General features: G+C 73.2%; 13 protein-coding genes. 3 read left to right on the plus strand and 10 right to left on the minus strand.

The annotated features are described in order from the left end of the window. Positions 1–104 precede the first annotated feature (104 nt). The 3 genes from ACFTZC_RS10475 to ACFTZC_RS10485 form a co-directional block, all read right to left on the minus strand. The gene (locus ACFTZC_RS10475) at positions 105–749 is read right to left on the minus strand and encodes a response regulator (protein ID WP_382888604.1); all 645 of its coding nucleotides are present in this window, start codon (positions 747–749) and stop codon (positions 105–107) included. Positions 750–862: 113 nt separating this feature from the next. Beyond that, the gene (gene macS, locus ACFTZC_RS10480) at positions 863–2,131 is read right to left on the minus strand and encodes a MacS family sensor histidine kinase (RefSeq protein ID WP_382888392.1); all 1,269 of its coding nucleotides are present in this window, start codon (positions 2,129–2,131) and stop codon (positions 863–865) included. A 105-nt stretch (positions 2,132–2,236) separates the two neighbouring features. Beyond that, positions 2,237–2,947 carry a lysophospholipid acyltransferase family protein gene (locus ACFTZC_RS10485; RefSeq protein ID WP_382888393.1) on the minus strand — a complete coding sequence of 237 codons (711 nt, stop codon included), beginning with the start codon at positions 2,945–2,947 and terminating at the stop codon, positions 2,237–2,239. Positions 2,948–3,116: 169 nt separating this feature from the next. Here ACFTZC_RS10485 and ACFTZC_RS10490 point away from each other — a divergent pair, with 169 nt between their 5' ends. After that, the gene (locus tag ACFTZC_RS10490) at positions 3,117–3,896 is read left to right on the plus strand and encodes an alpha/beta hydrolase (protein ID WP_382888394.1); all 780 of its coding nucleotides are present in this window, start codon (positions 3,117–3,119) and stop codon (positions 3,894–3,896) included. Further along, positions 3,889–4,716 carry a hypothetical protein gene (locus ACFTZC_RS10495; RefSeq protein ID WP_382888395.1) on the plus strand — a complete coding sequence of 276 codons (828 nt, stop codon included), beginning with the start codon at positions 3,889–3,891 and terminating at the stop codon, positions 4,714–4,716. Before ACFTZC_RS10490 ends, ACFTZC_RS10495 begins: the two co-directional genes overlap by 8 nt. Positions 4,717–4,738: 22 nt before the next feature. Here ACFTZC_RS10495 and ACFTZC_RS10500 read toward each other — a convergent pair whose 3' ends face one another. The 6 genes from ACFTZC_RS10500 to ACFTZC_RS10525 all read right to left on the minus strand — a co-directional run bounded on the left by ACFTZC_RS10500 (position 4,739) and on the right by ACFTZC_RS10525 (position 9,841). Further along, the gene (locus ACFTZC_RS10500) at positions 4,739–5,503 is read right to left on the minus strand and encodes an endonuclease/exonuclease/phosphatase family protein (RefSeq protein ID WP_382888396.1); all 765 of its coding nucleotides are present in this window, start codon (positions 5,501–5,503) and stop codon (positions 4,739–4,741) included. Positions 5,504–5,691: 188 nt separating this feature from the next. Next, positions 5,692–6,633, minus strand: coding sequence for an ROK family glucokinase (locus ACFTZC_RS10505; protein WP_382888397.1), 942 nt, complete (start codon positions 6,631–6,633; stop codon positions 5,692–5,694). A 66-nt stretch (positions 6,634–6,699) separates the two neighbouring features. Then, entirely contained in the window at positions 6,700–7,245 is a 546-nt protein-coding gene (locus ACFTZC_RS10510) for a DUF5304 domain-containing protein (RefSeq protein ID WP_382888398.1), read from the minus strand. Positions 7,246–7,334: 89 nt separating this feature from the next. After that, positions 7,335–8,546, minus strand: a complete 1,212-nt coding sequence (locus ACFTZC_RS10515) for an ArsA family ATPase (RefSeq protein ID WP_382888399.1) — start codon at positions 8,544–8,546, stop codon at positions 7,335–7,337. Positions 8,547–8,552: 6 nt separating this feature from the next. Then, positions 8,553–8,999, minus strand: a complete 447-nt coding sequence (locus ACFTZC_RS10520; RefSeq protein ID WP_382888400.1) for an SRPBCC family protein — start codon at positions 8,997–8,999, stop codon at positions 8,553–8,555. A 74-nt stretch (positions 9,000–9,073) separates the two neighbouring features. Continuing rightward, complete coding sequence (locus ACFTZC_RS10525; RefSeq protein WP_382888606.1) at positions 9,074–9,841, minus strand: metallophosphoesterase; 768 nt, start codon at positions 9,839–9,841, stop codon at positions 9,074–9,076. A 312-nt stretch (positions 9,842–10,153) separates the two neighbouring features. Here ACFTZC_RS10525 and ACFTZC_RS10530 point away from each other — a divergent pair, with 312 nt between their 5' ends. Beyond that, on the plus strand, positions 10,154–11,965 hold the full coding sequence (locus ACFTZC_RS10530; protein ID WP_382888401.1) for an AMP-dependent synthetase/ligase: 1,812 nt from the start codon (positions 10,154–10,156) through the stop codon (positions 11,963–11,965). Positions 11,966–12,049: 84 nt separating this feature from the next. Here the strand turns inward: ACFTZC_RS10530 and ACFTZC_RS10535 are convergent, their stop codons facing one another. Next, the gene (locus ACFTZC_RS10535; protein WP_382888403.1) at positions 12,050–13,204 is read right to left on the minus strand and encodes a glycosyltransferase family 4 protein; all 1,155 of its coding nucleotides are present in this window, start codon (positions 13,202–13,204) and stop codon (positions 12,050–12,052) included. Positions 13,205–13,312: the final 108 nt, after the last annotated feature.

Consider the following 13,312-nt stretch of genomic DNA (forward strand, 5'->3'; position numbering starts at 1 on the left):
CACGGGGGCAATCCCGTTGCACCAGAGGGCGGACGGCAATGTTTCGGGGCCCTCCGGAGGCGGGCCGGGGCCCAACCGGAGGCGGGCCGGGGCCCCCGCGCGGCTCAGATGTCGTCGAGCCCGCGCTCGATCGCGTACCGCACCAGCTCGACGCGGTTGTGGAGTTGCAGCTTGCCGAGCGTGTTCTGGACGTGGTTCTGCACGGTGCGGTGCGAGATGACCAGCCGTTCCGCGATCTGCTTGTACGAGAGGCCCTTGGCGACCAGCCGCAGCACCTCCGTCTCCCGGTCGGTGAGTTCGGGCGCCCTCGGCTCGTCGGCGGCGGCCGGCGCGGGCTCCGAGGCGAGGCGGCGGTACTCCCCGAGCACCAGTCCGGCGAGCCCCGGGGTGAAGACCGGGTCGCCGGCGGCGGTGCGGCGTACGGCGTCGGTCAGCTCCTCCGTACTGGCCGACTTGAGCAGATAGCCGGTGGCGCCTGACTTGACCGCCTCCAGCACATCGGCGTGCTCACCACTGGCGGAGAGCACCAGGACGCGCAGCCCGGGAAGGGAGCCGACCAGTTCCTTGCAGACCTGGACGCCGGGCAGGCCCGGCAGGTTGAGGTCGAGGACGAGCACCCGCGGGGTGGTGGCACGGGCGCGGCGCACCGCCTGGGGGCCGTCCCCGGCGGTGGCGACGACGTCGAAGCCCGCCGCCTCCAGGTCGCGGGCGACCGCGTCGCGCCACATCGGGTGGTCGTCGACCACCATCACCCGGACCGGCCCTTCCCCGCCGCCCGCGGCCGGGTCACCGGCCGTCCCCGCGCCGGCCGCCGACCGTGCCGTGTCCGTCATGCCCGCTGTGCCCGCCGTGCTCTGCTCGCTCATCGCTCCGTCTTTCCCCGTCCCCGTGGCTCCGCCGGCACGCGGGGAACCTTCAACTCGACTTCCGTGCCCTGTCCCGGCACCGAGATCAGCTCCGCCGTGCCGCCCAGATCCCGCAGCCGGCCGCGGATCGAGAGCGCGACACCGAGACGCCCCTCCCCCTCCGCCTGCGCGAGCCGGCCCTCCGGGATGCCGGGGCCGTCGTCCCGTACGGTCACGATCACCTCCTGCGGCCAGTCCTCGACCAGGATCCAGGCGCGGGCGTCCTCGCCCGCGTGGCTCCTCACATTGTCCAGGGCGGCACCGACAGCCGCCGCCAGCTCCCGGGCGGCGGCGGCCTCCAGCAGGACGGGGGCGCCCGGTTCGGAGAAGGTGACCCGGGATCCCGCGTACGACGCGAGGAGCGTCCGCAGGTCGCACGGTCCGGATGCGCCGTCCCGCCCCTCGCCGTCGGCCGTGCCGGCGCCGTCGGTGCCTTCGGCGCTGTTGACGGTCCGGACGACCGCGCCCCGCGCTGCGTCCTCCGAGACCCGGGAGGTGGGCACCAGCCCGCTGGAGACCAGGGTCCGCAGGGCGATCTCCTGCTCCCCCGCCAGCCGGCCCAGCTCGGCCGCCTCGCCGCCCAGCGCCGTACCGCGCCGCTGCACCATGGCGAGCACCTGGAGCACGCTGTCGTGGATGTCCCGGGCCAGCCGCTCCCGTTCACGGGTGGCGGCCTCGATCTCCAGGGCGCGGGCGAGGGTGCGTTCGGAGGCGCGGGCGACCTCCACGACGTAACCGATGGCGATGGAGGCGACCCACACGAGCAGCACGTTGTGCACGGTGTCCAGGGTGGGATGACCGCGCTGGATCAGATTGGCCACGCCGACGAAGGTCGACGCGAAGGCGGCCCACCGCCAGCCGCCCTTGACCGCGAAGGCGAGGACCGATCCGGCGACCCATATCGACGGCAGGGTGAGCCCGTCGACCGAGCGGGCCTGGAGGTCGGTGAACGGGGTGAGCAGGATGCCGGTGAGACCGATGGTGAGATCGGCGCCCAGGAAGCGTTTGGTGCAGCTCGCCGCGTTGGCGACCTTGGGGAGCGTGACAAGCGTCCAGACGGCCAGGACGGCGAGGTAGGACGCGGCGACCCACGGCCGTTCGAAGCGCTCACGGTGGAGGAAGAAGAGCAGCACCGCGTAGAGCATCGTCAGTACGCGGTAGCCGCTCAGCGCCTGCCACAGCGGCTGTTCGACCGACATCCGCACCACGCGCTCGCGCTTGGCCATCTCCTGCTGCCCTCCCCCTGGTTCCCCGCCCCTGGCCCCCGCCCCGTCGGCGCGGGCCGACGGGTCGCGCCGGCCCCGGACCCGGCCGGTCGTGCTATCCCTCTGTCACTCGGCGGCCGACGACGCCTTCGCCGCCTCCGCGATCTGCCGCTTGGCGGCCGTGGCGTAGATGTCCACGTACTCCTGGCCGGAGAGCTTCATGATCTCGTACATCACCTCGTCGGTGACCGACCGCAGGATGAAGCGGTCGCCCTCCATGCCCTGGTAGCGCGTGAAGTCCAGCGGCTTGCCGATCCTGATCCCCGGGCGCATCAGCTTGGGGACGACCTTGCCGGGCGGCTGGATCTTCTCGGTGTCGATCATCGCGACGGGGATGACGGGCGCCCCGGAGGCGAGCGCCACGCGCGCGAGCCCGCCCGGCTTGCCCCGGTAGAGGCGGCCGTCGGGCGAGCGGGTGCCCTCGGGGTAGATACCGAAGAGCTCGCCCCTCTCCAGGACCTTTATCCCGCTCTGGATCGCCGCCTCGCCCGCGCCGCGCCCACCGGAGCGGTCCACGGGGAGCTGGCCCACCCCCTTGAAGAAGGCGGCGGTGAGCTTGCCCTTCACACCGGGCGAGGTGAAGTACTCCGCCTTCGCGATGAAGGTGACCTTGCGGTCGAGCACCGCCGGGAGGAAGAACGAGTCCGAAAAGGAGAGGTGGTTGCTCGCGAGGATCGCCGGCCCCTCGGCGGGAACATTCTCAAGTCCCTCCACCCAGGGCCTGAAGGCGAGCTTCAGCGGCCCTCCGACGGAGACCTTCACTGCGCCGTAGATCAACTCGAATTCCTCCTGTGTGCTGTGGACCGACCTTAACCCCTGGGGTGCCCGCGCTCCCCTCTCCACGGGCACCGGACGGACTCCGGAAGGGCCGGACGGACCTGGTCGGTGTCGGTCCGGTCGCGTACGGTGAAGTACATCTTCCGAGCCTCACGAACAGGAGACCTTGGTGCCGGTCCTTCCTGGAGCCGAGCCGTACCGCCATGAGGGCGGCGAGGTCGGCGTCCTCCTCTGTCACGGATTCACCGGTTCCCCCCAGTCACTGCGTCCCTGGGCCGAGTACCTGGCCGGGCACGGGCTGACCGTGTCCCTCCCCCTGCTGCCCGGGCACGGCACGCGCTGGCAGGACATGCGGCTCACCGGCTGGCAGGACTGGTACGCGGAGGTGGACCGGGCGCTGCGGGAGCTGCTGGAGCGGTGCGAGCGGGTCTTCGTGCTGGGGTTGTCGATGGGCGGGGCGCTGGCACTGCGGCTGGCCGCGCTCCACGGGCGGTCGGTCAGCGGGGTCGTCGTGGTCAATCCGGGGATCAAGGTGCACGGGGCGGCGGCGTACGCGCTGCCGGTCCTCCGCCACTTCGTGGCCACCACCAAGGGGCTGACGAGCGACATCGCCAAGGAGGGCGGCGCGGAGGTCGGCTACGACCGGGTGCCGCTGCACTGCGCGCACTCGCTGCGGAATTTCTTCCGGCTGGTGGACGCGTCGCTGCCCCAGGTCAACCAGCCGCTGTTGCTGCTGCACAGCGCGGTGGACCATGTGGTGCCGCCGGCCGACTCGGCCAGGATCCTCGGCCGGGTCTCCTCGACGGATGTCCGTGAGGTTCTGCTGGAACAGAGCTACCACGTCGCGACGTTGGACTATGACGCGGAGCGGATTTTCGAGGAGAGTCACGCGTTCATCGGCCGGCTCGCTCCGACTGTCGGGAAGAAGGGGAGCACCACCGGTGGCTGAGCATGACGCGAACCGCGAACCGCAGCCGATCGACGAGGAGGCGGCCTGGGCCGCGATCGTCGCCGGGTACGGGGAGGAGCCGGCGGACCCGCCGGGCGCGAAGCCGTTCAAGTCGGTCGAGGACCTGGCTCTGCTGGAGGGCGAGCGGAACGGTAAGGACCCTCGGACGGAGGCGGTGCCGGAGCCTCCGGGGCCGCTGAGGCCCCCGGCGGCACCGAGCGGGGCGGGCACCCCGGAGGCAGGCACGGACTCGGGCTCCGGCACGGGCACGGGCTCGACCACAGGCACGGGCACGGGCTCGACCACAGGTACGGGGCCGGGCTCGGCCACGGGTACGGGTACGGGTACGGCATCAGGCACGGCCCCGGCCGCCGGGAAGGCCGGCGAGGGCGCGGCCGGGGAGCGGGCGGCGGCCGACGGTGCCGACGAGCCGGTGGCCGACAAGCCCGCCCTGGGCAGCTCGATCACCTTCGCACCCGGCGTCGGCGGCCCGGGCATAGCGGTCCCCGGCGGCGGTCCCCGCGACTACCGGCTCGCGGAACCGGAGGACGGTGACGGGGACAGCGACGACGAGGGCCACTTCGTCCCGCCGGAGCCGCCCCCGCTCCCCGAGTCCGACGTCACGGCCAGATTCGCCTGGCTCGCCGTGATCGGCGGGCCGGTGCTGATGCTGATCGCGGTCCTGCTGAGCTGGGACATGACCTGGTGGCTGACCACGATCTGCATCGGCGGCTTCCTGGGCGGGTTCGCGACGCTGGTGGCGAGGATGGACCCGGACGACGACGAGAGCGACGACCCGGGCCGCGGCGCGGTCGTCTGACGCGTTCGCCGCCCCGGGGCGCTCACCCCGCCGGGACGCGCAGGGCGGCCAGCACGGGCAGATGGTCCGTGGCCGCCCTCAGATCCGTCTCGGTGACGCCGGGCAGCCCCCGCGGCACCCCGCAGCCGAGGACCTCGACGCCCCCGGTGGCGAAGACCGCGTCGATGCGCTGATGCGGACGCTCCGGGGTGGAGGTGTACTCGTCGCCCCACGGGCGGACCGCCCGGCAGTCCTGGAGCTTCCCCGCCAGCAGCCGGAAACCGCGGCCGTCGGGCCGGTCGTTGAGGTCGCCCGCCACGACCGTGTGCGGGGCGTCCATCGCCGCCACCCGGTCGAGCACCATCCCCGCCTGCGCGTACCGCTCGGCGGCCTGGAGGCTGAGATGGCAGCTCAGCACCGCGAGGCGGGCGCGCCCGACCCGTACCACCGCCGTCGCGAAGCCCCGCCGGTGCAGACCGGGGGTGTGCGGCAGCAGGACGTCCTCGGTGTGTTCGACCGCGACGCGCAGCGAGCACAGGAGCAGCGGGCCCGTCGCGGGGGCGCCGCCGCCGAGCACCACGAGGCCGGTGTGCGCGGCCAGCCAGGCGGCCCGCTTGCGCCAGCGGAAGAAGCGCGGTGCCTCCTGGACGAGGAGCAGATCGGGCGCGCAGGCGGTGATCACCCGCGCCAGCGCCGCGCGGTCGTCGCGCATCGAGCGGATGTTGTAGCTGAGCACCCGGATCACGGCCGAACCGTCCGGCTCGGTACGGGAGTCGGGCAACGGGGGCAGGGGCGGAAGCGTCGCCATGCCGTAGACGATACGGGTGCCCCGCTGCCCGTACGGGCCGACACTACGCGCGTCCGGCCACCGGTACGGGCACGGGCCGCCCGCGCCCGTACGGCTCGTACGGCACCCGTACGGCACCGCGCCCGCCGTACCCCCTGCGGGGTGCGGCGGGCGCGGATGGCGTCGGTCGTCCGGGAGGCGGGTGCGGGTCAGCCCTGCCGGGCCAGGTCCGCCGCGCCCACCAGCCCTGCCTCGCCGCCCAGTTGGGCCGCCAGGACCTGGGCGTGCGGCCGCCACTCGCCGCCGATCAGCCAGCGCCGGAACGACTTGCGGATCGGGTCGAGGACCAGTTCGCCCTCGTCGGAGACACCGCCGCCGACGATGAACGCGGACGGGTCGAAGAGCGAGGCCAGATCGGCCAGGCCCGCGCCCGCCCAACGGGCCAGCTCGCGGAAGGAGTCGATGGCCACCGGGTCGCCGGCCCGGGCCGCCGCGCTGATGTGCCGGCCCTCGATGCCCTCGGTGGTGCCGTCGCCGAGGCCGAGCAGCAACTCCGCGTTCTCGGGTGTCGCGTTGGCGCGCTGCCGGGCGTACCGGACGAGGGCGCGGCCCGACGCGTACTGCTCCCAGCAGCCCTGGCTGCCGCAGCCGCACAGCAGGCCGTCGGGGACGACCCGGATGTGCCCGAACTCGGCGGCCACACCGAAGCGTCCGCGGCGCAGCTTGTTGCCGATGATGATGCCGCCGCCGAGCCCGGTGCCGAGCGTGATGCAGATGACGTCCTCGTGGCCCTGGCCCGCGCCGAAGCGGTATTCGCCCCAGGCCGCCGCGTTGGCGTCGTTCTCCACGACGACCGGGAGCCCGACCCGCTGCTCGACCTTGTCCTTGAGCGGCTCGTGGCGCCAGTTGATGTTCGGCGCGAAGAGGACGGTGGCGCGCTTGTCGTCGACGTAGCCGGCGGCACCGATGCCGACGGCCTCGATCTGCTGCCCCTCTCCGGCGCCGGAGACAGCCGTGCAGATGGCGTCGACGATGCCTTCGGCGGTCCGCGGAGTGGGCACCTTGTGCGTCTCCAGGATGGTGCCCTCTTCGTCGACCACGCCGGCCGCGATCTTCGTGCCGCCGATGTCGACGCCGATGGTGAGTCCCATGTGTCCCTCAGTTTTCGGTCGAGCCCCGCTAGGGCCAACCGTACCCGAGGGCACGTGCCCGAACGGTCAGTCCAGGTCGATACGGCCGTCGGGACCGGGCTTCTCGTCGCGGGGGTCGCTGGGGTCGTCGGACTTCTTCGTGTCCGGCCGTACGGTGTCCGGCCGGACCGCGTCCGCTTCCCCGGACGACGGGGCCGACGGGTCCGAGGGGGCAGCCGGGGAGGACGGGGCGGACGCGGCCGACTGCCCCTGGGTCCAGCGGGCTTCCTGGCCCTCGACGGCCGAGCGGTACGCGGCGAGCAGTTCGCCGCCCGCGGCGGCGAGGTGGTCGAAGACCCCGGGGTTGCGCTCGATGACCGGCTCGACGGCCTGCCGCGCCTGGTGGATGAACTGCTGCACGGCGCCCTGCGCGACCGTGCCGAGCAGTGGGCTCTGGAGCGCGGAGACCTTGTCGGCGACGGCGTCGACCAGCTTGCGCAGCTCGTCGGCGGCGGATCCCGGCGGGGGGCCGTACAGGGCCCGGCGGCGCGCCTTCTCCGCTTCCAGGTCTTCGGCACATGCCGTGGCCCAGGCGTCCGAGTCGGCGGCGGGGCGCTCGGTGGCGTCGCTCATGGCGTACTCCTGCGTCAGGGACGGAGCCTTCCGCCATGGGCAGCGGAAGGGTTCGTACCTTCGACGGTACCCGAACGGAAGTACGTCCTTCAGTGTCCGCGCGGCCACAGAGCGGGGTCGGGGGTGAATCTCACCCTCAGCTCCCCGTCCGTGAGGGCGGCTCCGGTGACGGTGCAGCGGCGCAGCGCGGACGGCAGGGGAACGATTCTCCGGAACGGGCCGACGGTCAGCAGGAGTTCGTCGTCCTTGCGGACCAGGTTCAGTTCGCTCTTGACCGCGCCGGGCAGCGGGATGCGCCAGACCAGCAGGTTCTCCTCGGCGAGCCGGTCCTCGACCGGCCAGGAGATCCCGGCGGTCTCCGGTCCGGCCGGCGCGACCGCCAGCGTTCCTCCGGTCCCGGCCTCCCCGGCGGCCGCGGGCGCCGCGTCGAGCGAGGCGAGGTCGTCGAGCCCGTGCGGATCGCGGCCGAGGTGGCCGACCGGCTGCCGGTCGGCCGGCCATTCGGCCAGGTACTTGCGCTGCTGGGCGACGAGCGTCGCGAGCCAGGGGTCGGCGGGATCCGGCGGCAGCAGGCGGTTGGGTACGGAGGTGTCGGCGCGCAGCCCGTGGAGGGCGAGCCCGGTGCGGGCCGTGCGCAGCGCCCGCGCCGCGGCGGGCCCCGGCTCGGCGACCAGCCGTACGGTCGTCGCGGGGTCCTCGATCAGCCGCTGTACGGCGGCGAGTTCGGCGTCCCAGCGGGCGGCGGTCTCGTACAGCCACTGCGCGGGCATGGGTATCCCGGCGAGCTGGGCCATCATCGGGCGCAGCGCGCGGGCGGCCTGGCGTTCCTGGGGCAGCAGCCGGCTCAGGTAGCGGCGGAGCTGTTCGGGCAGGGCGAGCAGGGCGAGGGCCTCGCGCAGCGGCGGCAGGTCGACGACGAGGGTGTCCCAGTCACCGGCGGCGGCCCGGCGCAGGGCCTGGAGCAGGGCGGACTGGTCGCTGCCCGGCAGCGGGGTGAGTTCCTCGCCGGCGAGCGGGCGGGCGCCGAGCAGGTCCAGTCCGGCGGCGAGACGCTCCTGGAGGGCGAGGGTCTCCGTACGGAAGTGTGCGGCGGCGTCGACGCGGGCGGCCCACAGTCCGTCGGGTCCCACCGGGGCGGGGTCCGGGCCCAGGGCGCCCGGGTCCGTGCCGAGCAGGTCGTCGAGGGGGTCGGCGGAGAGCAGCAGGACCCGGCCGCCGCGGCGGGCGGTGGCGAGCGCGGTGGCGGCGGCGACGGTGGTACGGCCCGCGCCGCCGGGACCGGTGACGAGGACCGTACGCATCGGACGTCAGGCCGCCGGGCCGGCTTCGACGCGCTTCTTCAGGCCGTCGAGGGCGCGGTCGATGATGACCTTCTCGGCCTTGCGCTTGATCATGCCGAGCATGGGGATCTTGACGTCGACGGTCAGCCGGTAGGTGACCTCGGTGTGGCCGCCGGCGACGGGCCGGAGCAGGTAGGAGCCGTCGAGGGCGCGCAGCATCTGGGACTTGACGAGGGTCCAGCTGACCTCGTTGTCGCCGGTCCAGGTGTAGGCGAGGGTGTGGTCGTCCTTGATGGCGCCGGCGTCCAGCACCAGCCTGACCTGCTCGGCGCGGCCCCGGTCGTCGGTGGTCAGCACCTCGGCCTGCTTCACCTCGCCGGTCCAGTCGGGGTAGCGGGCGAAGTCGGCGATCACGCCCATGACGTCGGCCGGTGCCGCCTCGATCGTGATGCTCGAACTGGTGTGTTCCGCCATCGCCGTGTTCCTCCGGTGCCGGTGCTGTTCCGGCTTCTGGGTCTGTGGTGTGCAGGCTATCGCGAGTGCGGCGGTCACCATTCCATGGTCCACGGCCGCCCGGCCGACGCGAAGTGCCCCACGTTCACGCACTCGGTGGCCCCCACACGCATCCTGCGGGCGAGCGGCTGGTGGACATGGCCGAAGAGGGCGTACCGGGGCCGGGTCCGGTGGATGGCGTCCAGCAGGGCGCGGCTGCCGCGCTCGAAGCGGCGGGCGACGGTGTCGTACGTCAGCTCGGGCACCTCGGGCGGGATGTGCGAGCAGAGGACGTCGACCTCGCCGAGCGCCTCGACCTTGGCGGCGTACTCCTCGTCGGAGATCTCGTACGGCGTGCGCATGGGGGTGCGCAGTCCGCCGCCGACGAAGCCGAAGACCCGGCCGCCGAGTTCGACGCGTTCGCCGTCGAGCACGGTGACGCCGGGGCGCGCGTACTCGGGCCAGAGGGACGGGATGTCGACGTTGCCGTAGGTGGCGTACGTCGGATCGGGGAGGACGGCGAACAGCTCGGCGTACTGACGCCGCACGGCCTGCTGGATCGCGGTCTCCTGGTCGAGTTCGAGCCCGGCCCACAGCGCGCGGCCGAACTCCCTGGCCTCGTCGAAGCGCCGGGCGGTGCGCAGCTCCACGATCCGGTCGGCGTTGGCGACGCCGAAGAGGTCGGGGAAGATGCCGCGCGAGTGATCCGCGTAGTCCAGGAAAAGGACCAGGTCACCAAGGACGAGGAGCGCGTCGGCGCCATCCCCGGCCCGCGCGAGGTCCTTCGCGTTCCCGTGTACGTCGCTGACCACGTTGACCCGCATACCCACCATGGACGATCAGCCTAGAGGAGTGCGCCGGGAGCGCCGCCCTCAGTGGTGGGGGCCACCTCCGGACGGTGTCCTACCTGCGGTTACTTTCGCGGTACGAGAGGGGTGGACTAATGTGCGCGAAGTACCGTCAAAGACGATGTGACGCACGGAACATCTGGCCGGGCCCCTCTACCGGTGCGAAGTACCGGTGGGTAACGTCCGGGCAGTCCAGTCGTGCTCGCCCCGTCGAGCACCTGCCCGATCTTGGACCGCGGCCGGCACGCACGACGCCGTGGCGCCGACGCCCGATGAGGAGCAGCAGTCTTGCGCGAGTTCGGCCTTCCGGCCCTGTACGAGGTCCCCTCGGACGGCAATCTGACGGATCTCATCCGCCGCAATGCCGCTCAGTACCCCGATGTCGCGGTGATGGGCCGCAAGGTGGCGGGGACCTGGACCGATGTCACCGCCACCCAGTTCCTCGCGGAGGTGCGGACGGTCGCGAAGGGGCTGATCGCGGCGGGCGTCCGGCCGGGCGACCGGGTCGCCCTGATGTCGCGCACCCGCTACGAGTGGGTGCAGTTCGACTTCGCGATCTGGACCGCGGGCGCGGTCACCGTCCCGGTGTACGAGACCAGTTCGGCCGAGCAGGTGCAGTGGATCCTCGGTGACTCGGGCGCGGTCGCGGCCATCGTGGAGAGCGGCGAGCACGTGGCGACGGTCGAGTCCGTACGCGGCCGGCTGCCCGGTCTGCGCGACGTCTGGCAGCTCGACGCGGAAACGCCCGGCGAGGGCGCGGTGGCGCGGCTGACGGACGCGGGCGCCGAGATCCCGGACGCGACGGTCGACGAACGGGCCGCGAGCGCGAAGGCCGACGACCCGGCGACGATCGTCTACACCTCGGGCACCACGGGACGCCCCAAGGGGTGTCTGCTGACGCACCGCGCCTTCTTCGCGGAGGCCGGCAACGCGGTGGAACGCCTCAAACCCCTCTTCCGCACCAGCGAGTGCTCCATCCTGCTCTTCCTCCCCGCCGCCCATGTCTTCGGGCGGCTGATCGAGGTGGCGGCCGTGATGGCGCCGGTCAAGCTCGGCTGCGTACCGGACATCAAGAACCTCACCGACGAACTGGCCTCGTTCCAGCCGACGCTGATCCTCGGGGTCCCGCGCGTCTTCGAGAAGGTCTACAACGGGGCGCGCGCCAAGGCGCAGGCGGACGGCAAGGGCCGGATCTTCGACCGGGCGGCGCACACGGCGATCGCGTACAGCCGCGCGCTCTCCACCCCGCGGGGCCCGTCGCTTGGGCTCCGGATCCGCCACACGGTCTTCGACCGGCTCGTCTACCGCAAGCTGCGCGCGGTGCTCGGCGGGCGCGCCGAGCACGCCATCTCCGGCGGCGCCGCGTTGGGCGAGCGGCTGGGCCACTTCTACCGCGGCATCGGCTTCACGGTGCTGGAGGGGTACGGCCTGACGGAGTCCTGCGCGGCGACGTCGTTCAACCCGTGGGACCGGCAGAAGATCGGCACGGTCGGCCAGCCGATGCCGGGCACGGTCATCCGGATCGCGGACGACGGCGAGGTGCTGCTCCACGGCGACCACCTGTTCTCGGGGTACTGGAACAACCCGGAGGCGACGGCGGAGGCGCTGGCCGACGGCTGGTTCCACACCGGCGACATCGGCACGCTCGACGAGGACGGCTACCTCACGATCACCGGCCGGAAGAAGGAGATCCTGGTCACGGCGGGCGGCAAGAACGTCGCGCCCGCGGTGATCGAGGACCGCATCAGGGCGCACGCGCTGGTGGCGGAGTGCATGGTCGTCGGCGACGGCCGCCCGTTCGTGGGCGCGCTGATCACCCTGGACGAGGAGTTCCTCGGCCGCTGGGCGAAGGAGCACGGCAAACCGGCCGCCTCGACCGCGGCGACGCTGCGCCTCGACCCGGAGCTGCTGGCGGAGGTGCAGCGCGCGGTGGACGAGGGCAACGCGGCGGTCTCGAAGGCGGAGTCGGTCCGTAAGTTCCGGGTGCTGACCGCGCAGTTCACGGAGGACGCGGGACACATCACGCCGTCGCTGAAGCTGAAGCGGAACGTGGTGGCGAAGGACTTCGCGGACGAGATCGAGGCGATCTACCAGGGCTGACGGGGGCGCCCGGGCGCTCCCCTCGTACGGGGAACGCCCCGTGCCCGGCGGCGCCGGATCAGCCGGCGCAGGTGTTCCGCGGCCTCAGAGCAGCCGGCGCAGGCGTTCCGCCAGGAGGTCCCAGCGCCAGCGTTCCTCCACCCAGGCCCGGCCGCGCTCGCCCATCCGGCGACGCAGTTCCGGGTCCTGGAGCAGGGCGACGATCCGGTCGGCGGACTCCCGGGCGGCGAGCTCCGGCGGGCCGCCGTGGACCACCCAGCCCGTCTCGCCGTCCAGCACAGCGTCGGGCGCGCCGCCAGAGTCGCCCGCGACCACCGGGAGGCCCGTCGCCGACGCCTCCAGGTAGACGATGCCCAGGCCCTCCACGTCGAGTCCGCCGCGCCGGGTGCGGCAGGGCATCGCGAAGACGTCGCCCGCGCCGAAGTGGGCCGGCAGCTCCGCCCAGGGGACGGCGCCGGTGAAGCGTACGGAGGCGGCGACCCCCGTGGTCCCGGCCAGCTTCCGCAGTTCGGCCTCGTAGGGGCCGCCGCCCACGATCAGCAGGACCGCGTCCGGCACCCGCGCCAGGATCGCGGGCATGGCGAGGATCAGCGTGTCCTGGCCCTTGCGCGGCACCAGCCGGGAGACGCAGACGACGACGGGCCGGTCCGTGAGCCCGAGCGCGGCGCGCACCGCCGCGCCGCCCGAGTCCGGGTGGAAGGTCTTCTCGTCGACGCCCGGCGGGAGTTGCCGCATCCGCGCGGCGGCCCCGGGGGTGAGCGCGGGCGCGATCCGCGACCGGGTGTAGTCGCCCAGGTAGGTGATCGTGTCGGTGGACTCCCCGATGCGGCGCAGCAGTTGGCGGGAGGCGGGCAGTTGTGCCCAGCCCGCCTCGTGGCCGTGCGTGGTGGCGACGAGGCGCCGCGCGCCCGCCCGGCGCAGCGCGGGCGCCATCAGTCCGAGCGGGGCCGCCGCGCCGAACCAGACCGACGCGCAGCCGTGCTCGCGCAGCAGCCCGACGGCCCTGCGGGTGACGCGCGGGGTCGGCAGCAGCATCGTCGTACGGTCGCGTACGACGAGGAACGGCTGCTCCGCGTCGAAGGCGTCGGTGGCCTCGACGCCCTCGCGCCCCCGCTTCCAGGTGGACGCGTAGACGACGAGCTGTTCGGGGTCCAGGCGCAGCGCCATGTTGTGCAGGAACGCCTGGATGCCGCCCGGCCTGGGCGGAAAGTCATTGGTCACGATCAATGTCTTGTGCATCGCCGCCGACAGTACCGGGCCGCGCCGCGGCCACGCCTCACGGGCCGGAGCCGGCCGGGACCGGCATCATGGCGTGGACCGGCCTTCGCAATCCGGACGAACCGGATG

The organism is Streptomyces sp. NPDC056987, from assembly GCF_042673865.1.
Classification (GTDB): Bacteria; Actinomycetota; Actinomycetes; order Streptomycetales; family Streptomycetaceae; genus Streptomyces.